The sequence below is a fragment of the Pseudomonas sp. CCC4.1 genome (assembly GCF_035019225.1).
Lineage (GTDB): Bacteria > Pseudomonadota > Gammaproteobacteria > Pseudomonadales > Pseudomonadaceae > Aquipseudomonas > Aquipseudomonas bubulae.
This window is the reverse complement of the sequence record NZ_JASJWL010000041.1, coordinates 1-22,003: the sequence shown is the minus strand read 5'-3', so window position 1 is coordinate 22,003 and position 22,003 is coordinate 1. Positions and strand designations below refer to the sequence as shown.

General features: G+C 59.9%; 20 protein-coding genes and 1 pseudogene. 12 read left to right on the top strand and 9 right to left on the bottom strand.

The genetic code is table 11. The features are described from left to right. Positions 1 to 4 precede the first annotated feature (4 nt). From QN377_RS15895 to QN377_RS15875, 5 genes are all read left to right on the top strand, one after another. The gene (locus QN377_RS15895; protein WP_165446525.1) at positions 5 to 529 is read left to right on the top strand and encodes an RNA polymerase sigma factor; all 525 of its coding nucleotides are present in this window, start codon (positions 5 to 7) and stop codon (positions 527 to 529) included. Continuing rightward, positions 526 to 1,503 carry a FecR domain-containing protein gene (locus QN377_RS15890; protein WP_094999898.1) on the top strand — a complete coding sequence of 326 codons (978 nt, stop codon included), beginning with the start codon at positions 526 to 528 and terminating at the stop codon, positions 1,501 to 1,503. The genes QN377_RS15895 and QN377_RS15890 overlap by 4 nt, the downstream gene beginning before the upstream one ends. Before the next feature lie 90 nt (positions 1,504 to 1,593). After that, the gene (locus tag QN377_RS15885) at positions 1,594 to 4,029 is read left to right on the top strand and encodes a TonB-dependent siderophore receptor (protein WP_095019482.1); all 2,436 of its coding nucleotides are present in this window, start codon (positions 1,594 to 1,596) and stop codon (positions 4,027 to 4,029) included. A 140-nt stretch (positions 4,030 to 4,169) separates the two neighbouring features. Further along, positions 4,170 to 5,282: a PepSY-associated TM helix domain-containing protein gene (locus QN377_RS15880; protein ID WP_095019481.1), complete on the top strand. Its 1,113-nt coding sequence runs from the start codon at positions 4,170 to 4,172 to the stop codon at positions 5,280 to 5,282. Then, on the top strand, positions 5,279 to 5,452 hold the full coding sequence (locus QN377_RS15875) for a hypothetical protein (RefSeq protein ID WP_094999895.1): 174 nt from the start codon (positions 5,279 to 5,281) through the stop codon (positions 5,450 to 5,452). The genes QN377_RS15880 and QN377_RS15875 overlap by 4 nt, the downstream gene beginning before the upstream one ends. A gap of 93 nt (positions 5,453 to 5,545) precedes the next feature. Here QN377_RS15875 and fba read toward each other — a convergent pair whose 3' ends face one another. From fba to tkt, 5 genes are all read right to left on the bottom strand, one after another. After that, a complete protein-coding gene (fba, locus tag QN377_RS15870; protein WP_004419605.1) occupies positions 5,546 to 6,610 on the bottom strand; it encodes a class II fructose-bisphosphate aldolase in 1,065 nt (354 codons plus the stop codon). A gap of 174 nt (positions 6,611 to 6,784) precedes the next feature. After that, positions 6,785 to 7,003, bottom strand: a complete 219-nt coding sequence (locus tag QN377_RS15865) for a hypothetical protein (protein WP_094999894.1) — start codon at positions 7,001 to 7,003, stop codon at positions 6,785 to 6,787. Between the two features lie 32 nt (positions 7,004 to 7,035). Further along, the gene (locus tag QN377_RS15860; protein WP_094999893.1) at positions 7,036 to 8,199 is read right to left on the bottom strand and encodes a phosphoglycerate kinase; all 1,164 of its coding nucleotides are present in this window, start codon (positions 8,197 to 8,199) and stop codon (positions 7,036 to 7,038) included. 26 nt (positions 8,200 to 8,225) lie between these two features. Beyond that, positions 8,226 to 9,281, bottom strand: coding sequence for an erythrose-4-phosphate dehydrogenase (epd, locus tag QN377_RS15855; RefSeq protein ID WP_095019480.1), 1,056 nt, complete (start codon positions 9,279 to 9,281; stop codon positions 8,226 to 8,228). A 126-nt stretch (positions 9,282 to 9,407) separates the two neighbouring features. Continuing rightward, on the bottom strand, positions 9,408 to 11,405 hold the full coding sequence (gene tkt, locus QN377_RS15850) for a transketolase (protein ID WP_094999891.1): 1,998 nt from the start codon (positions 11,403 to 11,405) through the stop codon (positions 9,408 to 9,410). 260 nt (positions 11,406 to 11,665) lie between these two features. Between tkt and QN377_RS15845 the strand changes: the two genes are divergently transcribed. From QN377_RS15845 to QN377_RS15835, 3 genes are all read left to right on the top strand, one after another. Then, positions 11,666 to 12,661, top strand: coding sequence for an ArsR/SmtB family transcription factor (locus tag QN377_RS15845; RefSeq protein WP_094999890.1), 996 nt, complete (start codon positions 11,666 to 11,668; stop codon positions 12,659 to 12,661). A 19-nt stretch (positions 12,662 to 12,680) separates the two neighbouring features. After that, entirely contained in the window at positions 12,681 to 13,871 is a 1,191-nt protein-coding gene (gene metK, locus QN377_RS15840; protein ID WP_095019479.1) for a methionine adenosyltransferase, read from the top strand. Positions 13,872 to 14,058: 187 nt separating this feature from the next. Next, entirely contained in the window at positions 14,059 to 14,454 is a 396-nt protein-coding gene (locus tag QN377_RS15835; protein ID WP_094999888.1) for a DUF1090 domain-containing protein, read from the top strand. 120 nt (positions 14,455 to 14,574) lie between these two features. On the opposite strand, the gene QN377_RS15830 is transcribed toward QN377_RS15835, so the two are convergent. Beyond that, a complete protein-coding gene (locus QN377_RS15830) occupies positions 14,575 to 15,024 on the bottom strand; it encodes a c-type cytochrome (RefSeq protein WP_094999887.1) in 450 nt (149 codons plus the stop codon). A gap of 128 nt (positions 15,025 to 15,152) precedes the next feature. Here QN377_RS15830 and QN377_RS15825 point away from each other — a divergent pair, with 128 nt between their 5' ends. After that, on the top strand, positions 15,153 to 16,307 hold the full coding sequence (locus QN377_RS15825; protein ID WP_095019478.1) for a murein transglycosylase A: 1,155 nt from the start codon (positions 15,153 to 15,155) through the stop codon (positions 16,305 to 16,307). A 112-nt stretch (positions 16,308 to 16,419) separates the two neighbouring features. Here QN377_RS15825 and QN377_RS15820 read toward each other — a convergent pair whose 3' ends face one another. Both QN377_RS15820 and QN377_RS15815 read right to left on the bottom strand, forming a co-directional pair. Beyond that, positions 16,420 to 16,806 (bottom strand): MAPEG family protein, encoded by a 387-nt coding sequence (locus QN377_RS15820; RefSeq protein WP_095019477.1) that lies wholly within the window; start codon positions 16,804 to 16,806, stop codon positions 16,420 to 16,422. A 13-nt stretch (positions 16,807 to 16,819) separates the two neighbouring features. Next, a complete protein-coding gene (locus QN377_RS15815; RefSeq protein ID WP_095019476.1) occupies positions 16,820 to 17,653 on the bottom strand; it encodes a DMT family transporter in 834 nt (277 codons plus the stop codon). A gap of 199 nt (positions 17,654 to 17,852) precedes the next feature. Here QN377_RS15815 and QN377_RS15810 point away from each other — a divergent pair, with 199 nt between their 5' ends. From QN377_RS15810 to QN377_RS15800, 3 genes are all read left to right on the top strand, one after another. After that, positions 17,853 to 19,112 carry a cation:proton antiporter gene (locus QN377_RS15810; RefSeq protein WP_095019475.1) on the top strand — a complete coding sequence of 420 codons (1,260 nt, stop codon included), beginning with the start codon at positions 17,853 to 17,855 and terminating at the stop codon, positions 19,110 to 19,112. Positions 19,113 to 19,310: 198 nt separating this feature from the next. Then, a complete protein-coding gene (locus QN377_RS15805) occupies positions 19,311 to 19,685 on the top strand; it encodes a hypothetical protein (RefSeq protein WP_094999883.1) in 375 nt (124 codons plus the stop codon). Further along, entirely contained in the window at positions 19,682 to 21,673 is a 1,992-nt protein-coding gene (locus tag QN377_RS15800; RefSeq protein WP_095019474.1) for a pyrroloquinoline quinone-dependent dehydrogenase, read from the top strand. The genes QN377_RS15805 and QN377_RS15800 overlap by 4 nt, the downstream gene beginning before the upstream one ends. Positions 21,674 to 21,786: 113 nt before the next feature. On the opposite strand, the pseudogene QN377_RS15795 reads toward QN377_RS15800, so the two are convergent. Continuing rightward, positions 21,787 to 22,003 (bottom strand): annotated as a pseudogene (locus QN377_RS15795) (LysR family transcriptional regulator); the annotation flags it as partial.

Here is a 22,003-nt window from a genome sequence, read left to right as displayed (position 1 = left end):
GGTGATGCTCTTGTCGTCAGTCCAAACCCCCCACAGTGAGCTGGTTGGAGCGCTTTATCGCGACCATCGCGGCTGGCTGCTGGCGTGGTTACGGCGCAACGTAGCCTGCCCGCAGCGGGCAGAGGACCTCAGCCAGGACACTTTTGTACGCCTGCTTGGCCGTACCGAACTGCAAGCCCCGCGCGAACCCCGGGCCTTTCTGGCGGCCATCGCCAAAGGCCTGCTGTTCGACTATTTTCGCCGCGCCGCCCTGGAGCAGGCCTGGCTCAACGAGTTGATGCTGATCCCCGAAGCCGAGCACCCCTCGCCCGAGGCCCAGCAGTTGATCCTCGAAGACCTGCGAGCCATCGACCGCATGTTGGCCAAACTGTCGAGCAAGTCGCGTGCGGCCTTCCTGCACAGTCGGCTCGACGGCATGACCCACGGCGAAATCGCCGAACGCCTGGGCGTGTCGGTGCCCCGTGTACGTCAATACCTGGCCCAGGGCATCCGCCAGTGCTACATCGCCCTGTATGGTGAGCCGACATGAGCCAGGCCAACGGCAAACCTGTCTCGGCCCAGGTGCTGGACGCCGCCATCGCCTGGCAACTGTGCCTGGATTGCGGCAACGGCAGCGCCGTGGAACAGGCCGAGTTCGCCAAGTGGTACAGCGCCAGCGAAGAACACGCCCGGGCCTGGTTACAACTGGGCATGCTCGACCAGCGCTTCAGCAATACCGGCATCCCGGCACGCAACGCCCTGCTCAATGCGCGCAATGGCGTGCAGCAGCAGGCGCGCAAGATCGGCAGCGGCCTGGCGAGTATCGCCCTGGTGTGCGGGCTGGCCCTGTTTGCCGGCAAGAACTACTTGCCCATCGATTACTGGATGGCCGACCAGCGCACTGCCACCGGTGAACAGCGCCAGATGCGCCTGGCCGACGGCACGTTGCTCAACCTCAATACCCACAGTGCAGTTGATGTACGTTTTGACAACAGCACCCGGCGCATCATCCTGCAAGAAGGCGAGATCATGGTCGAAACCGGCCACGGCGACCCTCGCCCGTTTATCGTACAAACCCGCGATGGCAGCTTGCTGGCCCTTGGCACCCGGTTCATGGTCAAACGCGAAGACGACGGCACGCGCCTGAGCGTGCTGCAATCGCGTGTCCAGGCCCATCCAGAAGATAGCGTCGAACAGACCATCTACAGCGAAGGGCAGCAAGTGCTGATGCACCGCGACCGTCTGGGCCAGATGTATGCAGTGAGCCCCGGGGCCGACGCCTGGACACGGGGCATGCTGGTACTGGACAACGTGCGCCTGGGCGACATGGTTGGCGAACTCAACCGCTATCACCGTGGCCACCTGGGTGTAGCCCCCGAAGTGGCCGACCTGCGCATCACCGGCAGCTTCCCGCTGAACAACGTCGAACTGGCGCTCAACGCCCTGTTGCCGACCTTGCCGGTGCAAATCGAACAGCGCACCCCGTGGTGGGTCACTGTCAGCGCCAGGCCTGCGGCGAACTGAATCTAAATTATTTTCAATAAGCCCTATCACTTTTCAAATCTCGTGCGGCAGATAGGCATTGAGAAACATTTCCATTCAGGAACCCGCCGAATGTCCCGCACCCTCGACACGTTTTTGCGCCCCAGCCTGTTGGCTGTTGCCATTGCCCTTGGCGCTCCGCTGGCCAGCACCACGCTGATCGCCGCCGAACAGGCATCCTCTGCGCGCAGCTACAACCTGCCCGCCGGCCCATTGGCGGCCACCCTGAACCAGATCGCCAGCCAGGCTGGCATCACCCTGGCCATCGACTCGTCCTTGCTGGCAGGCAAAACCTCGGCGCCGGTCAACGGCACATTTGAAGCCACGACTGCGTTGCGTGAGGCGTTGCAGGGGAGCGGCTTGCAGCTGGTGCCCGGCTCGGCTGGCAGCTTTACTCTGATCGAGATTCCCCAGGGCGCATTGGCTCTAGGAGCAACGACCATCTCCGCCCAGGGCAGCTACGAAAGCGCCTGGGGCCCCGTGGACGGCTACCTCGCCCAGCGCACGGCGTCGGGTACCAAAACCGATACCTCTTTGGCTGAAGCCCCGCGCTCCATCTCCGTGGCCACCCGTAGCCAAATGCAGAACCGGGCGGTGCAGAACCTGGATGATGCAGTACGTTACATGCCCGGCGTTACGGCCAGCAGCTATGGCAGCGATAGCCGCTCGGAGTGGCTGAAGGTACGCGGCTTCGAACCCACCCAGTTTCTCGACGGCCTACCGCTGCCCAAGGGCTCCTACACCATGCCCAAGCTGGAAACCTGGGACCTGGAGCGCGTAGCCCTGCTGCGTGGCCCAGCGTCATCGGTCTACGGCCAGACACCTGCCGGGGGTTTGCTGGACATGGTCAGCCGTCGCCCGCAGGACACCCCCAGCCATGAAGTGCAGGTCCAGGTCGGCAGCTACCAGCGCAAGCAGATCAGCTTCGACAGCACTGGCCCGATCGATGATGAAGGCCGCTTTTTGTACCGTATCAGCGGCCTGGTACGCGACAGCAACACCGCCATCGATCACAACGAAGACAAGCGCTATAACCTCGCGCCCAGTCTGACCTGGAACATCGACCCGGACACCAAACTGACGTTCCTCAGCCAGTTCAATCGTGACGACACCGGTATCACAAGTCAGTTCTTGCCGATCCAGGGCACTAAGGTTGACTCACCGGCGGGCAGTGTGAAGTATCACGAGAACCTGGGTGATCCGAAGTGGGAGTTCTACGACAAGACCTACTACGCACTCGGCTACGCCTTCGAACACCGCTTTGACGATGTGTGGCAGTTCCGTCAGAACTTGCGCTACACCAAAAGCGACCTGTCATTTCAGGGCATCACTGCAGGCGGTTACTACGGCTCCGTTGCCGACGACGGTACCGTGCAGCGCGGCGCCAATATCGTGAACGAAGACATCAGCCAGTTCGCCGTGGATAACAACTTCCAGGCAGACTTCAATACCGGCGCCCTCAAGCACACGGTACTGATCGGCCTCGATCACCAGCGCGTCAATACCAACTATAAGTGGCAATACGGCGCGGCCCCGGCCAGCAACATCATCAACCCGATCTACGGGCAGGATTTCAGCAACGTCAAATACACCGCTTACAACGACTACAACCAGAAAACCCGTGACACCGGCCTCTACCTGCAAGACCAGATGGCGCTGGATAACTGGCGTTTGACCTTGGGCGGACGCCAGGATTGGCTGCACACCGACACCACGTTCTACAACGAGAACAATGCGCGCGACAAACGTGACGACAGCGCCTTCACCGGCAATGCCGCGCTGAGCTATGTGTTCGATTCCGGCTTCACGCCTTATGTGTCCTATGCCGAATCGTTCCAGGCCGAGCCGGGTGGTTTTGGCGGCAAGGCGTTCAAGCCCGGTACTGGCAAGCAATACGAAGTGGGCCTCAAGTACCAGCCACCCGGCACCGAGATGCTGTTCACCGCTGCCGTGTATGACCTGACCCGTAAAAACATCGTGCTTAGCGACACCCTGGGTGTAAGCCGGCCACTGGGTGAAGCCAACGTGCGCGGCGTGGAGCTGGAGGCCGTGGGTAACGTCAACGAGAACCTTAAACTGACCGCTGCCTACACCTATGCCAACACCAAGATGACCAAGGTCTCCGACCCGCTGGACAAGAACCGTCCACTGCCCCTGACGCCTGAACATCAAGCCTCGATCTGGGCTGACTACACCTGGCACAAAGGCGTTCTGGATGGCTTCGGCGTCGGCTTTGGTGCCCGCTACATTGGTGAGACCGACAACATCGCAATCGGCAGCATGGCTTATGTGCCCGACGCTTCTTATGGCCACACCGACGCTTATACCGTCTACGACGCCGCGGTGCATTACGACTTGGGCAAGGTCAGCAAAACGCTCAAGGGCGCCACGGTTTCTGTGAACGCCAACAACGTATTCGACAAGGAATACCTGTCGACCTGCGACGGTTTCTATTGCTACTACGGCGACCGGCGTAACGTCATGGCCAGCGTCAACTACAAGTGGTAACCCGCTAAGGGCTGCACCACCTTCCCCCTGTGGGAGCGGGCTTGCCCGCGATGCAGACAACTCGGTGCAACTGCAAAAACGAGTTGATGCCATCGCGAGCAAGCCCGCTCCCACAGGGGGTTTACGCATTCAGGATTTTCATGAAAAGCAAAACCATCCGCCGCTGGTCCTTTATCCACACCTGGACCAGCCTGATTTGCACTGCGTTCTTGCTGATGCTGGCACTGACCGGCCTGCCGTTGATTTTTCATCATGAAATCGACCATCTGCTAGGCGATGCGCCGCAGGTCAAAACCCTGCCTGCCGATACCCCAACCCTCGACCTGCAACAACTGGTGCGCGCCGCCGAAGCTCATCGCCCGGGCGAGGTCATGCAGTATTTCGGCTGGGACGAAGACGAAGCCAATGCCGTCCTGACCATCATGGCACCCACCGCCGGCACCGAACCCAATTCCTCCCACACCTTTATGCTCGATGCGCGCACGGGCGAAGCCATAGAGGTGCCGTCAGCCAATGGCGGACTCATGATGGTCATGCTGCGCCTGCATGTGGACATGTTCGCCGGGCTGCCCGGCAAGCTGCTACTCGCGTTTATGGGCCTGCTGTTTGTATTGGCCATCATCTCCGGCACAGTGCTGTACCTGCCTTTTATGCGCCGCCATGAATTCGCTACCGTGCGCACCGACAAATCCAAACGCCTGCGCTGGCTCGACCTGCACAACCTGATTGGCGCCGTGACCCTGACCTGGGCCCTGGTGGTAGGGGTGACCGGCGTTATCAGTGCCTGTGCTGACCTGATCATTGCCGCATGGCGCAATGACAGCCTCAGCGCCATGATCGAACCCTACCGCGATGCTCCGCCACTGACCCGTCTTGCCCCGGCCAGCCAGTTGCTGGAGATCGCAGCCAAAGCCGCGCCCGGCATGCGCCCGGACTTTATCGCCTTCCCCGGTACACGGTTCTCCAGCGAGCACCATTACGCGGTCTTTATGAAAGGCAGCACGCACCTGACTTCTCACCTGCTGACCCCGGTATTGATCGATGCCAGTACCCTGGAGGTCACCGCAGTGGCCGGGCGCCCGTGGTACATGGACGCTATGGGCATGTCGCAACCGCTGCACTTCGGCGATTACGGCGGCATGCCGATGAAAATTCTCTGGGCGGCTCTCGACGTGCTGACCATTGTGGTGCTCGGCAGCGGACTCTACCTGTGGTGGGTGCGCCGCCGAGCGGCCAGGGAGAGCGCACGATGAGGCCCCGTCAGTCGAACTTCTGGAAAGTGTTTTCCATCCCGCTGGCGATTGGCCTGGTCAGCGTGATGGGCTTGTTCAGTGCGCTATTGGGTGACGAGGCGTGGGATGTATTGAGCTGGATTGGCTTGGGTATTCCTGTGTGGATCAGTGTGCGCGGGTTGCTCAAGTGACCCTCACCCTAGCCCTCTCCCGGAGGGAGAGGGCTGCAACTGACACCCACAAAAAAGCCCGCATCGCTGCGGGCTTTTTAGTACGCGCCGGTCTTAGTTGACCTTGGCGTTCAGCTCACCTTTGAGGTAACGCTGGTACATGGCTTCGAGGGAGATCGGCTTGATCTTCGAAGCATTACCGGCAGTACCGAAGGCTTCGTAACGGGCAATACACACGTCACGCATGGCCGTTACAGTGGCGCCGAAGAACTTGCGCGGGTCAAACTCGCTCGGGTTGGTTGCCATCAGGCGACGCATCGCGCCAGTCGATGCCAGACGCAGGTCGGTGTCGATGTTGACCTTGCGCACGCCGTGCTTGATGCCTTCAACGATTTCTTCTACCGGCACACCGTAGGTTTCTTTGATGTCGCCGCCGAACTCGTTGATGATCGCCAGCCACTCTTGTGGAACAGAGGACGAACCGTGCATCACCAGGTGAGTGTTCGGAATGCGCTTGTGGATCTCTTTGATACGGTCGATTGCCAGTACGTCGCCAGTCGGTGGCTTGGTGAACTTGTAAGCGCCGTGGGAAGTACCGATGGCAATTGCCAGGGCATCTACCTGGGTGCGCTTGACGAAGTCAGCCGCTTCTTCCGGGTCGGTCAGCATCTGGCTGTGATCCAGAACGCCTTCTGCACCGATGCCGTCTTCTTCGCCAGCCATACCGGTTTCCAGCGAACCCAGGCAGCCCAGCTCGCCTTCAACCGATACGCCGCAAGCGTGCGCCAGGGCAACGGTTTGCTGAGTCACGCGAACGTTGTAGTCGTAGTCGGTCGGGGTCTTGCCGTCTTCACCCAGCGAGCCGTCCATCATCACCGAGCTGAAGCCCAGCTGGATCGAGCGCTGGCACACGTCAGGGCTGGTGCCGTGGTCCTGGTGCATGCACACCGGGATATGCGGAAATTCTTCGATTGCAGCCAGGATCAGGTGACGCAGGAAAGGAGCACCCGCGTACTTGCGCGCACCGGCCGAGGCCTGAACGATCACCGGGGAGTCGGTCTTGTCAGCGGCTTCCATAATGGCGCGCATCTGCTCAAGGTTGTTTACGTTGAAGGCTGGAACGCCGTAGCCGAATTCGGCGGCGTGGTCCAACATCTGGCGCATGCTGATAAGTGCCATTGTGTGTGTCTCTCCCGGACAAGGGTCGTTAATCGTGCAAGCCTGCCGTAGCGGCGGCTGCTATTCAAGTTATTGCAGATCGGGGGTTTGCCCCGATATGGCCAATGCGATTTAGCTGAAACGTTACAGCTTCAGCTATAGCTATGCGGCCCATTGGGTGGGCCGCATTTCAAATCATGGGCACCCGCGCTCTTGTGAAGGCTTGGGCGACTCGTATTTTTCCAGCGCCTCGGGCCCTGAGCGTTTATTGACCAGCGGCACGCTTTGCGCCTGCCAGTCAGCCTGGTAACAACCACTCTCTTCAGGGGTTGCAGCCTCGGGCACCGACTCGCTCGAGCCGGCGCAACCGGCCAAAAAGCCCGCGATCATCAACAGCGGTAACAACTTGACCATGTCCATGCTTCCTTTCAGGGCCTGAAACACCTTCAGGCTTTGGCGCGGCTTTCCAGGATTTCAACGGCAGGCAGTACCTTGCCTTCGACGAACTCCAGGAATGCACCACCGCCGGTGGAGATGTAGGAGATTTGATCAGCAATGCCGTATTTGTCGATCGCCGCCAGAGTGTCGCCGCCACCCGCAATCGAGAACGCTGCGCTGTCGGCAATGGCCCGGGCCAGAACCTTGGTGCCGTTGCCGAACTGGTCGAACTCGAACACGCCAACCGGACCGTTCCACAGGATAGTCTTCGAAGACTTGAGCAGCTCGGCGAAATGCGCAGCAGTTTGCGGGCCGATATCCAGGATCATGTCGTCAGCAGCCACGTCGGCAATCAGCTTGACGGTGGCAGCGGCACTTTCAGCGAACTCCTTGGCCACGACTACGTCGGTAGGCAGGGGCACGTTGACCTTGGCAGCGATGGCGCGAGCGGTTTCCAGCAGGTCGGGCTCGTACAGCGACTTGCCCACCGGGTGACCGGCAGCGGCCAGGAAAGTGTTGGCGATACCGCCACCCACGATCAGCAGATCGCAGATCTGGCTCAGGCTGTTGAGCACTTCAAGCTTGGTCGACACCTTGGAGCCAGCAACAATGGCCGCCATTGGCTTGGCCGGGGCGCCCAGGGCCTTGCCCAGTGCTTCCAGTTCAGCAGCCAGCAGAGGGCCTGCCGCAGCAACCTTGGCAAACTTGGCCACGCCGTGGGTCGAACCTTCGGCGCGGTGAGCGGTGCCGAAAGCGTCCATCACAAACACGTCGCACAGGGCGGCGTATTGCTTGGCCAGTTCGTCGGCGTTTTTCTTTTCGCCCTTGTTGAAGCGCACGTTCTCGAACAGCACGATGTCGCCGGCTTTGACGTCGACACCATTGAGGTAATCGCTGACCAGCGGCACTTCACGGCCCAGGGCCTTGCTCAGGTACTCGGCTACAGGCTTGAGGCTGTTTTCAGCCGAGAACTCGCCTTCAGTCGGACGTCCCAGGTGCGAGCAGACCATAACCGCCGCGCCTTTTTCCAACGCCAGCTTGATGGTCGGCAGCGAAGCGAGGATACGCGCATCGCTGGTGACTACACCGTCCTTGACTGGGACGTTGAGGTCTTCGCGGATCAGTACGCGTTTACCTTGCAGATCGAGGTCGGTCATCTTCAACACGGTCATGGGTCGCAATTCCTGAGTTTCTAATGTTAGAGAACGGATTTTGGGTGGGTAACGTGCAAGTAGTGCTCTGCCACATCGATCATTCGATTGGCAAAACCCCATTCGTTGTCGAACCAGGCCAGCAGGTTCACCAGCCGGGGGCCGGAAACGCGGGTTTGGCTGGCATCGACAATGGCCGAATGAGGGTCATGATTGAAATCACAGCTGGCGTGCGGCAGCTCGGTGTAGGCCAGCAAGCCTTTGAGCGGGCCGCTGGTGGCAGCCTCGCGCAGCAGGCGGTTCACTTCTGCGGCATCGGTATCCCGGGCCGTGGTCAGGGTGATGTCCAGGCACGACACGTTCAAGGTCGGCACCCGTACTGCTTTGGCCTGAATTCGGCCGGCAAGTTCCGGCAACAGGCGCTCAATGCCTTTGGCCAGGCCGGTCGATACCGGAATCACCGACTGAAAGGCCGAGCGAGTACGTCGCAGGTCTTCATGATGGTAGGCATCGATGACCGGCTGATCGTTCATCGCCGAGTGAATCGTGGTGATCGACACGTACTCCAGGCCAAGCGCCTGATCCAGCAGACGCAACAGCGGTACGCCGCAATTGGTGGTGCAGGAAGCGTTGGACACCAGGCGCTCTTCGCCCGTCAGGCTGTGCTGGTTGACGCCGTAGACAATGGTGGCGTCGACATCGGCGTCGCTGGCCATCGGTTGCGAAAAAAGTACGCCGGGAGCCCCGGCATCCAGAAAGCGCTGGCCGTCGGCACGGGTGTTGTAGACACCGGAGCATTCCAGCACCAGGTCAATGCCCAGCGCGGCCCAGTCGATCCCTTCGGGGGTGGCACTGCGGAACACTTTCACGCAGTCGCCATTGATATGCAGGCAGTCGCCTTCGATCCGTATCTCGCCGGGAAACCGGCCATGGGTGGAGTCGAAGCGCGTCAAATATTCGAGACTGGCCATATCGGCCAAATCATTGAGTGCAACAATTTCAAACCCGGCAGAAGCCCCTCGCTCGAACAACGCACGCAAGACACAACGACCAATCCGGCCGTAGCCGTTGAGTGCAACTTTGTAGGGACGCGGTTGAGGCATGGGGTTCTCGATTACCAAGGTGAATCCTTCACCACTACTATTTCGCGAGCAGGCTCGCTGCCACAGGGATCTACATAGCCCATGTGGGAGCGAGCCTGCTCGCGAATAAGGCAGCCACTTTGTTACTTAGTCTTCCAGCAGCTCGTCAGCCTGACCCAGGATGTTTTCCAGGGTGAAGCCGAACTCCTCGAACAAGGCAGGCGCAGGCGCCGACTCGCCGTAGGTGGTCATGCCGATCACGCGGCCTTCCAGGCCCACGTACTTGTACCAGTAGTCAGCGTGGGAGGCTTCGATGGCGATACGGGCGCTCACCTGCAGCGGCAGAACCGACTGCTTGTAGCCCGCATCTTGAGCTTCGTACACGCTGGTGCATGGCATCGACACCACACGAACCTTGCGGCCCTGTTCGGTCAGTTTTTCCCAGGCCTGAACAGCCAGGCCCACTTCGGAACCGGCCGAGATCAGGATCAGCTCAGGCTCGCCTGCGCAGTCCTTGAGCACGTAGCCACCACGGTTGATATCGGCAATCTGGCCGGCATCACGGGTCTGGTGGTTGAGGTTCTGACGCGAGAAGATCAACGCGGACGGGCCGTCGTTGCGCTCCAGGGCGTATTTCCAGGCAGCTGCGGATTCCACCGCATCGGCCGGGCGCCAGGTGTCCAGGTTCGGCGTAGTACGCAGGCTGGTCAGCTGTTCGATCGGCTGGTGAGTCGGGCCGTCTTCGCCCAGACCGATGGAGTCGTGGGTGAACACATAGATCACGCGCTGTTTCATCAGGGCCGACATGCGGATGGCGTTGCGGGCGTATTCCATGAACATCAGGAAGGTTGCACCGTAAGGCACCAGGCCGCCGTGCAGGGCAACGCCGTTCATGATGGCGCTCATGCCGAACTCACGTACACCGTAGTACACGTAGTTGCCGCTGGCGTCTTCAGCCGAAACACCTTTGCAACCTTTCCACAGGGTCAGGTTGGAGCCGGCCAGGTCAGCGGAGCCGCCCAGCAGCTCAGGCAGCAACGGGCCGAAGGCATTCAGCGCGTTCTGGCTGGCTTTACGGCTGGCGATGGTTTCGCCTTTGGCCGCGACTTCAGCGATGTAGGCGTTGGCCTTGGCATCGAAGTCAGCTGGCAGCTTGCCGCTCAGGCGACGGGACAGCTCGGCGGCCAGCTCAGGGAACTCGGCAGCGTAGGCAGCGAAGCGCTTGTCCCACTCGGACTCAACCGCAGCACCGACTTCCTTGGCATCCCATTCGGCGTAGATATCAGCCGGGATTTCAAATGGACCGTGGTTCCAGTTCAGGGCCTTGCGGGTCAGGGCGATTTCATCGTTGCCCAGTGGAGCACCGTGGCAGTCTTCTTTGCCCTGCTTGTTCGGCGAACCGAAACCGATGGTGGTCTTGCAGCAGATCAGCGTTGGCTGGTCGCTTTTGCGTGCGGTTTCGATCGCGGTCTTGATTTCTTCCGGGTCGTGACCGTCAACGTTACGGATCACTTGCCAGTTGTAGGCTTCGAAACGCTTTGGCGTATCGTCGGTAAACCAGCCTTCAACTTCGCCATCGATGGAGATGCCGTTGTCATCGTAGAAAGCGATCAGTTTGCTCAGGCCCAGGGTGCCGGCCAGCGAGCCAACTTCGTGGGAAATGCCTTCCATCATGCAGCCATCACCCAGGAACACGTAGGTGTGGTGATCGACAACGTTATGGCCAGGACGGTTGAACTGCGCGCCCATGACTTTTTCGGCCAGGGCAAAGCCCACAGCGTTGGCCAGGCCCTGACCCAACGGGCCAGTGGTGGTTTCAACGCCCGGCGTGTAGCCCAGCTCCGGGTGGCCCGGGGTGCGGCTGTGCAGCTGGCGGAAGTTTTTCAGGTCGTCGATCGACAGGTCATAGCCGGTCAGGTGCAACAACGAGTAGATCAGCATCGAACCGTGGCCGTTGGACAGCACGAAGCGGTCACGGTCAGCGAACGAAGGATTGCTCGGGTTGTGCTTCAGATAATCGCGCCACAGTACTTCGGCGATATCCGCCATACCCATAGGGGCACCTGGATGACCGCTGTTGGCTTTTTGCACGGCATCCATGCTGAGTGCACGAATGGCGTTGGCACGCTCACGACGGCTGGGCATCGCTGTTCTCCTGGGTATTGGAAGTTAAATCGAAACGGAAAAAAGGCGAGCATTTTCCCTCACCCACCCCCTCGGGGCAATGACAGATAGTCAGCTGAAACGTTTTTCCTTTGTTCAGGCAGGCAATCTGTTAAGGATCGGACATTTCATTTCGTTAATAAGCACATTCCACCCGACAAACGTGCCATTTATCGACCAATATCAAAAAGTTTTGATATTGAACTTGCGGGGGCTTGAGCGGGTAACTAGACTGCGGCCCCATGAACTTACGCGTGCCTTCAATCCGCCATGACGATTGCGACGAGCTCTCCGCCCTGTGCAAGGCTGGAGGCGATCCGCTGCGACTCAATGTGCTGCGCGCGTTGGCCAATGATTCGTTTGGTGTGCTGGAACTGACACAGATCTTCGCCACCGGGCAGTCCGGCATGAGCCACCACCTCAAGGTGCTGTCCCAGGCACGGCTGGTTGCAACCCGGCGCGAAGGCAACGCGATTTTTTATCGCCGCGCCCTGCCCCATACCGAACAACTGGGCGGCAAATTGCATGCAGCACTGCTGGAAGAGGTCGATAACCTGGCCTTGCCCGCCGATGTACAGGCGCGCATCAGCGCCGTACACGGCCAACGTGCAGCCGCCAGTCAGGACTTTTTCTCACGCATAGCCGAGAAATTTCGCGCTCAACAGGATTTGATCGCCGGCTTGCCGCAATACCGTGACAGTGTTTTAACCCTGCTCGACAAACTGAGCTTCGGCCCGGGGGCCACAGCCCTGGAAGTCGGCCCCGGCGATGGCAGCTTCTTGCCCGACCTGGCCCGTCGTTTCCATCAGGTCACGGCGCTGGACAACAGCCCGGTGATGCTGGAGCTGGCCCGCCAGTTGTGTGAACGCGAGTCACTGAACAACGTCAGCCTGATCCTGGCCGACGCGCTGCATGAAGCACCGATCCAGGTCGATTGCGTGGTCGTGAACATGGTCTTGCACCATTTCGCTGCACCGGCCGAAGCACTCAGGCAACTGGCGACCTTGCTGCAACCGGGCGGTAGCCTGCTGGTAACAGAGTTGTGCAGCCATAATCAGGCGTGGGCCCGCGAGGCCTGCGGTGATTTATGGCTGGGTTTTGAACAAGATGATCTGGCCCGTTGGGCCACCGCTGCGGGACTCGTTCCCGGGGAAAGCCTCTATGTAGGCTTACGTAATGGTTTCCAGCTTCAGGTCCGCCACTTTCAGCGGCCAGCTGGCGACACTCACCATCGGTAAATATTAGGAAACCGTCGAGATGAGCGAATACTCCCTTTTCACCTCCGAGTCCGTGTCTGAAGGGCATCCGGACAAAATCGCCGACCAGATTTCTGACGCGGTGCTGGACGCCATCATTGCTGAAGACAAGTTCGCCCGTGTGGCGTGCGAGACTCTGGTGAAAACCGGCGTAGCAATCATCGCCGGCGAAGTCACCACTTCGGCCTGGGTTGACCTGGAGCAGATCGTTCGTGACGTGATCACCGACATCGGTTACACCAGCTCCGACGTCGGCTTCGACGGTGCTACCTGCGGCGTGATGAACATCATCGGCAAGCAGTCTCCTGACATCAACCAGGGTGTAGACCGCGCCAAGCCTGAAGATCAGGGCGCCGGCGACCAGGGCCTGATGTTCGGCTACGCCAGCAACGAAACCGACGTGCTGATGCCGGCACCGATCACCTTCTCTCACCAGTTGGTACAGCGCCAGGCAGAAGCCCGCAAATCCGGCCTGCTGCCGTGGCTGCGCCCGGACGCCAAGTCCCAGGTCACTTGCCGTTACGAAGGCGGAAAGGTTGTGGCCATCGACGCCATCGTGCTGTCGACCCAGCACAACCCGGAAGTGTCGCACAAAGACCTGCGCGAAGGCGTCATGGAGCTGATCGTCAAGCACGTGCTGCCTGCTGATCTGTTGCACAAAGACACCCAGTTCCACATCAACCCTACTGGCCAGTTCATCATCGGTGGCCCGGTTGGCGACTGCGGCCTGACCGGTCGCAAGATCATCGTTGACACCTACGGCGGCATGGCCCGTCACGGCGGCGGCGCGTTCTCGGGTAAAGATCCATCCAAGGTTGACCGTTCGGCGGCCTACGCCGGTCGTTACGTGGCCAAGAACATCGTGGCTGCCGGCCTGGCTGAGCGTTGCGAGATCCAGGTTTCCTACGCAATCGGCGTCGCTCAACCGACTTCGATTTCGTTGAATACTTTCGGCACTGGCAAAATTTCCGACGACAAGATCATCAAGCTGGTCCGTGAGGTGTTCGACTTGCGTCCATACGCCATCACCAAGATGCTTGATCTGCTGCACCCGATGTACCAGGAAACTGCAGCATACGGTCACTTCGGCCGTATCCCGCAGACCAAAACGGTTGGCGACGATACCTTCACCACGTTCACGTGGGAGCGTACCGACCGCGCTGAAGAACTGCGTACTGCCGCTGGTTTGTAATTAAGCCTGCTGCACCAAAAGCCCCGGACAGGCGACTGTTCGGGGCTTTTTGCTGCTGGCGGGCATCGCGCAACGGATTGCTTGCGTACGGATGCTGCTAACATCCACGGTTTCGAACCGCCGAACGACGCTTGTGCAGCGTGCTTTCGACCTTATTTAATTGTCATCTTTGGTCATGGAGCTATTTATGAAATTACTTTCACCGCTCGCCCTGTTTACTGTCTGCGGCCTGTTGGCTGCCCCGCTGATGGCCGCCGACACAGCGCCTGAACTGACCGGCTGTGCTGCCAAGAAGCAGGCCATCACCCTGCAACTTGAGCAAGCGCGCGCCCACGGCAACAGCAACCAGGTAGCAGGCCTGGAAAAAGCCCTGAGCGAAGTTGAAGCCCATTGCACCGACGCGGGCCTGCGCAAGGAACGCGAAAACAAGGTGCTGGAAGCCAAGCACGAAGTCAGCAAGCGCCAGGCAGATCTGGACAAGGCCATGAAGAAAGGCGACCCGGAAAAAATCGACAAGCGCAAAAACAAGCTGGCCGAATCGCGCAAAGAGTTGCAGGAAGCGCTGGATCAGCTGGACAAGTAATACGCCCTGTAGGAGCGGGCTTGCTCGCGATGGGATCGCTGCGGTCTGCCTGACAGATCGCGTCGCCTGCATCGCGAGCAAGCCCGCTCCCACAGCAGGTGGGTACCGGCTCAACTTTACTCAGTGATTCCTGAATGCCTTGTGGCACGCACTGCAGGTGTCTTCGACCTTCTGCACCGCAGGCATCAGGTTACTGGCCTTGTAGGGTTGCACCTGGCTGGCGATAACCAGCTCACCCGTAGCAGCCTCCAACTGCCGCGCCAACTCCTGAAAACGTGCCTGCTTTTGCCAGACGTCATCAGTAGCGCTGGTTTGATCGCTCTCCTTTACTTGAGGGAAATGCTTCCACGGCTCGTAAGCCAACGCATCCAACTTGATAGCGCCTGCGGTAAAGCGCGGACCATCGAACGGAATTCGACCCCGCAACATTCCGCCCAGATCTTCACTGGTCTTTAGCATTTGCTTGAAAATCGCTTTACGCTGGCCTAGCGGCGAATCGGGATCAACCCCGCCACACGCCGTCAGCGTCAGGCAGGCCAGCACTACAACAGTCAATCGTTTAAGAATCATGGTGGCTTCAGGTCACGGAAATCGGCCGCCAGTATCCTCGTGTCACCCGTAAAGACCAATACCCTTATTAAATATACGGGTTGCCTTGAAGGCCATCAGACCTCGGCAGCCGTTAAGGAACAGCGTCAATGAACATATTTTTCAAACCACTGGCCTGGGCGCTGCCCGTTGTCATGCTCCTGGCCGGGTGCAACGGCACCGACAAGGATGCGGACAAAAATGCCGCAAAACCTGAACCTCACACGACCTACAGCAAAGCCGACTGGAGTGCGCTGCCGGAAGTGACAGGCAATGACCTGCAAAGCGGCTTCGCTTCATGGCGCAGCGCCTGCACCCGTCTCAAGGCCGACGCCAACTGGGGTCCGGTATGCAGCGACGCTGCGGCCCTGCCTGCCAGCCCCAGCGTGGCTGAAATCAGCAATTTCCTGCAAACCCACCTCGACGTCTACAGCTTGCGTTCGGCCGAAGGCAGCAGCGACGGCCTGATCACCGGTTACTACGAACCCGTTTACCCGGGCAGCCTCAAGCCCACCCAGGCGGCCAATGTGCCGATCTACGGCGTACCGTCTGATCTGATCGTGGTCAACCTGGACAGCATTTACCCCGAGCTCAAAGGCAAACGCCTGCGCGGTCGCCTCGAAGGCCGTGTACTGAAGCCTTATGACACAGCCGAAACCATCAACAGCAACGGCCTGAATGCTCCGGTACTGGCGTGGCTGACCGATCCGATGGATCTGCAATTCCTGCAGATCCAGGGCTCTGGCCGGGTCCAGCTCGACAATGGCCGTCAACTGCGCATTGGCTATGCCGACCAGAACGGCCACCCGTACAAACCGATTGGCCGCTGGCTGGTCGAGCAAGGCGAGCTGAAAAAAGAAGACGTGACCATGGGCACCATTCACGCCTGGGCCATGGCCAACCCGCAGCGTGTCCACGAGATGCTTGCCAGCAACCCGAGCTATGTATTTTTCACCCAGAACGCCGACAGCAACGAAGGCCCGCGCGGCTCGCTGAACGTGCCGCTGACGGCCGGTTACAGCGTGGCAGTGGACCGCAAGGTAATCCCGCTGGGCAGCCTGTTGTGGTTATCGACCACCCAGGCCGACGGCCAGCCCATCGTGCGCCCGGTTGCCGCCCAGGACACCGGCGGCGCCATTGCCGGCGAAGTGCGGGCCGACTTCTTTGTCGGTACGGGCCCCGAGGCAGGGCAAATTGCAGGTGACATGAAACAGAAGGGCAATATCTGGCTGCTGTGGCCTAAAGGGGCGGCGTTGCCGTTGTAACTGCCCTTGTGGGAGCGAGCCTGCTCGCGATGGCATCACTGCGGCGCATCAGGTAAACCGCATCGCCGACATCGCGAGCAAGCCCGCTCCCACAGGCAGAGTGGTGATTGCGTTACATCGACACAAAAAAGAAGCTGACCACCAGCCCCATGCCGATAAACCACACGATGGAACGCAGCATCGCCCAGTCAGCCAGGTAGCAGATGATGTAGAGCATGCGACTGGTAATAAACAGCACCGCCAGCACGTCAATGGTCACCGGCTGGGCGTTGCCGACGATATCGGCAATGATCACCGCCGCGGCAAAAGCCGGGGTCACTTCAAAGCTGTTGAGCTGGGCACTGTGGGCACGCTTGGCAAACCCTTGCAGGCCGTCAAGAAACGTACGCGGATCATGGTTTTGCCTGGGCCCGAACTTGCCGTCACTGAACTTGGCAAAGGCGGTACACACATAGGTCAAACAGAAGGCAATCAGCACACACCAGAAAGCAACCGTCATTGGAATTTCCTTTTTAGAGTTTCATCACGAGCATGCCGATCAGCACCAGCCCACAGGCTAAGAGCCTCGGTCCGCCGAAAGGTTCTTTGAGGTAACGCATACCGAACAGCACCACCAGAATCACACTGACCTCACGCAGCGCCGCCGCCTCGGCAATCGAGCCCAGTTGCATGGCCCACAGCACCAGCGCATAGCTGGCCAGCACGCAAACCCCCACCGCCACGCCCAATCGCCATTGTGTACGCCAGAACAGCGCAAACGCGGCACGCTTGCGGGTAACCGCCAGCAACGGAAACGGCCAGGCGCTGAGCAGCGTGACCCACACCAGGTAATCCAGCGGGTGCGACCAGCGCCGGATTGCCTGGCCATCCAGGAAGGTATAGCAACCGATACACACGCCGATCAGCGCCACGACCGGCAGCATCGACCAGGGCAGACGATCACCGCCACCGCCCTGCCACAGCAGGCAGGCCATGCCGCAAGGAATCAGCAAAATACCGATAATCTGCTGCCCGGTCAGCACTTCTCCGGCAAAGGTCAGGGTCAGCGCCAGCACCACCAGCGGCGAAAGCCCGCGCATCAGCGGGTACACCAGACCCAGATCCCCCACCCGATAGGCGCGGATCAGCAGCACCCGATACACCAGCTCGAAAAATACCGACGCCAGGATCCACGGCCAGATATCCGCCGGTGGCCATTGTGCAAACCCCACCAGCGCCGCCACCACCACCAGCGCCACCGTGTCCATGCAGGCGATCACCAGCAAACGCTCACCGCTGAACTTGATCAGGGTGTTCCAGATCGCGTGCAATACCGCCGCGACCAACACCAACACCGTTGCCAGCACCGCAGACTCCTTATTGTTATCAACCTGCGACTGCCGCAAGCGCCACCATGCAACCTCAGTGCAGCATTGTGGTCAATGACCTCGCACTTCGCGTCCGCTTGCCACACCCCCGGGATGTGCCCCTGACGCCCGTTTTTGCATCCAAACATGACCCGAACCCATCGGATTTCCATTCACTCTCGCCACCACAGGATCCCGGATGCTTGAGCTTGTTGCTGCGTTTATCTGCCTGACCTCACTACTGACTTATGTGAACTTCCGCTTTATCGGCCTGCCGCCGACGATTGGCGTGATGGTCACCGCCCTGATGTTTTCCCTGCTGTTGCAAGGCTTGAGCTTTCTCGGTTACCCCGGGCTGGAAGAGCGCGTGCAAGAGCTGATCGGCCAGATCGACTTCGGCGACCTGCTGATGAACTGGATGCTGTCGTTCCTGCTGTTTGCCGGCGCCCTGCATGTGAATTTCAACGACGTGCGCAGCTATCGCTGGCCCATTGGTTTGCTGGCCACGGTCGGCGTATTGATCGCCACTACGGTGATCGGCAGCCTCGCGTACTGGATTTTCGGCCTGTTCGGCTGGCATATCAGCTTCCTGTACTGCCTGCTGTTTGGTGCACTGATCTCCCCCACCGATCCGATTGCCGTGCTCGGCGTGCTGCGTACGGCCAATGCCTCCAAGCCACTGAAAACCACCATCGTCGGTGAGTCGCTGTTCAATGACGGCACCGCCGTTGTGGTGTTCACCGTGCTGTTGGGCATCGTGCAACTGGGCGAAACACCTAGCCTGAGCGCCACGGCCATGCTGTTCGCCCACGAAGCCATTGGCGGCGTGGTGTTCGGCGGCCTGATCGGTTACCTGGTGTACCGCATGATCAAGAGCATCGAGCAATACCAGATCGAAGTGATGCTGACCCTGGCCCTGGTGATTGGCGGCTCGGCCATGGCCAGTGAGCTGCATGTATCGGCGCCGATTGCGATGGTGGTCGCCGGTTTGATCATCGGCAACCTGGGCCGCAACAAGGCCATGAACGAGATGACCCGTCGCTACATGGACGGTTTTTGGGAGCTGCTGGATGACATGCTCAATGCGCTGCTGTTTGCGCTGATCGGCATGGAACTGTTGCTGCTGCCGTTCTCGTGGCTGCATTTGCTGGCTGCCAGCGGTTTGGCCGTGGCCATTTTGCTGTCGCGCCTGCTGACTGTGGCCCCGGCCATTGTCTTGCTGCGCCGCTGGCGCACCGTGCCGCGCGGCACTATCCGGATCCTCACCTGGGGCGGCTTGCGCGGTGGTGTTTCGGTGGCGCTGGCCCTGGCCTTGCCGCTGGGCCCGGAGCGCGACCTGATCCTGAGTATCACTTATATCGTGGTGCTGTCCTCGATCCTGTTCCAGGGCCTGACCATCGGCAAACTGGTCAAGCATGTGACCAAGGATGCGCCGATAGAGGCTGAGCAGGCGCACTGACACTCACATTTCCTGTGGGAGCGGGCTTGCCCGCGATGGCATCTACTCGGTCTGTCAAAGAGACCGAGCCGCCTGTATAGCGAGCAAGCCCGCTCCCACAAAGATTGCTGCCGCTTGCATCCTCCCGGCGATTTCCTCCGCCTTGGCTACACTCACTTTCCGTGATGCCCTCGGGCATGAATCGCTAAGGAGAAAGGGATGAGTACTTCTGCAGCCTACGCACCGCCCAGGCGCCAACTGGGTGCCCATATCATGATCATCGCGGCTCTGGCTGCCCTGGCCATTACGGCAGGGCGGTTCTTTATGCCATTGTCCGGTGTGACGGGTTCCGGCGGGGCAATGACCACTATGTTTGCCGAACTGGTGCTGTTTGTCCTGGGCGTACTGCTGCTCAAGACCGGGGCAGGAGGCTTGCGCAACTTCGTCCTGTTTCTGGGCTGGGCCGGTGCGATCGGCACCATTTTTGCCGCCAGCCTGCTGCATGGTTGGTGGACAGTGATTGCCCTGCTGGTCTACGCCGTGGGTGTTGTCATTGAAACCTTTGGCCCCAAGCCAGCAAGGAGCGCGATATGAACGGGATCAAGAAGCACATTTTGACAGCACCGGCGCTGTGCCTGCTCGCCGGGGTATCCAACGCTTACGCCCAGGACACCTACACCGTACCGCCACCGTTGCTGGCACCGTCGAGCATCTCTGCCGAAGACGCCAGAATCCCGATCCCCAGCGGCAAGGAATGGGACAGCTTCCACGGCCAGCTCAGCTCGCAGAAGTACTCGCCCCTCACCCAGATCAACAAGGACAACGTCGGTAAACTGACCAAAGTCTGGCAGTACTTCACCGGCGACATGTCCACCGGCACCGGCAAAATTCCGCCGTCGGTGTGGTCCGCCACGCCCATTTTCGCCAATGACACACTCTACGTCGGCACGCCGTTCTACCGGATCATTGCCCTTGAGCCCGAGACCGGCAAAGAGAAGTGGACCTACGACACTAAATCGCCCCTGGTGGCCGAAACCCAGCCCGCGCTTAAATCACGCGGTGTGGCCTACTGGCAGGAAAAAAACCCGCAAGCGGGCGTGGCCTGCCAGAAGGTCGTGTACCTGGGCAATATGACCGCACAGCTGTACGCGGTGGATGCCGATACCGGCAAACCCTGCGAAGGCTTCGGTAAAAATGGCGTGGTGGACGTCAACCAGTGGAACAAGGTCAACGCCAAGTGGCCACTTTCCCAGCTGCAACCCCCCACCGTTATTGGCGACAAGCTGATCGTGGGCTGGGCCGGCAAAGACTGGGAATACGAAGTTGAATCACCGGGCTCGCTGTTTGCCCTCAATGCTCGCACCGGTGAGTTGGAATGGGAATTCAAGCCGATCCCGGATGAAGAAGCTGGCAAAACCGGTACCGCCAACATCTGGACCGCGATGTCTTATGACCCGGCTCTGGGCTTGCTGTACATCCCCGTGTCCTCACCGTCACCCAACTACTGGGGCGGCAACCGGACCAAACCGATTCCTCTGGGAACCTCCACCACTGCGCTGGATATCAATACCGGCAAGGTCGTCTGGTCTCGTCAGTGGGTTCACCATGACTTGTGGGACTACGACATCAACTCGGCGCCAACGCTGATGGATATCACCGTCGATGGCAAGCCTGTCGCCGCGCTGGTGCAAGCGACCAAGATGGGCTTCCTGTTCACCGTCGACCGCCGTACCGGCGAAGACGTATGGCCGATAGAAGAACGCCCGGTGCCCAAGGGTGACGCTGACGGCGAGGTGTATTCGCCAACCCAACCGTTCCCGACCAAACCTGCGCCGCTGCTGGATCAGTCGAAAAAACCAGCCATCTGGAAAATCGCCGATATCGTCGGTTTCGGCCAGTGCAGCAAAATGTGGGATGGCCTGGAATACAACGGCATGTACTCACCGCCTTCGACCAAAGGCAACGGCGTCCTGGCTTACCCGGACAGCGCCGGTGGGGTGCAATGGGGCGGTGTAGCGTTTGACCCGGTGAGCCAGGTGGCGATCGTCAACACCTCGCACATCGTGCAGATGATCAAGCTGTGGGATCGAGCTTCCTACGACAAGCAGCCTAAAGACTCCGGCAACGAAAACGGCTTCTACCCACAGATCGGCGCGCCTTACGGCATGAGTTTGCTGAACGCGCAAAACTGGGCAGGCATGCCGTGCTGGGCACCGCCTTTCGGTGAAATCGTGGCAATCAACATGAACACCGGTGACGTGAAATGGCGTCGGCCGATGGGTGCCGTGCAGCAGTGGGGCTGGTACATGCCTGAAAGCATGGGCTCACCGACCATTGGTGGCCCGGCAGTAACGGCCGGTGGCGTGGTGTTTATCGGTGCCTCGATGGATGCCAAGGTGCGCGCCTACTCCCTGGATGACGGCAAGGAATTGTGGTCGGATATCGTTATGGCCCCTGCCGTGGCCAACCCCGCGATCTATGAATACAAGGGCCGTCAGTATGTGGCGTTTGTAGCGGGGGGCAACTCGATCTTGAAAGATCAGGTAGGTGATCAGGTGGTGGTGTACGCCTTGCCGAAGTAACCCCCCACCCTGTGGGAGCGGGCTTGCTCGCGATGGTAGCGCGGTGTTCACTCAGACAAATCGCGCGGCCATTATCGCGAGCAAGCCCGCTCCCACACTGTTAAATCGCGTTATCAACCCGCCAACCGCTGCAACTGTTCGCTGGCACGCTCTGCGAACAGTTGCAGCAACCCTTCCAGCGTATGTACCGGGGCCTCATCGGCCCGGGTCAGCGCATACAGCGTAATCGGTAGTGCGGGGCTCAGAGGCCGGATCACGGTACTCGCCCGCGACGCCCCCAGCGCCGTAAATGGATCGATCACCGCCAACCCCTGTCTCTTATACACATCT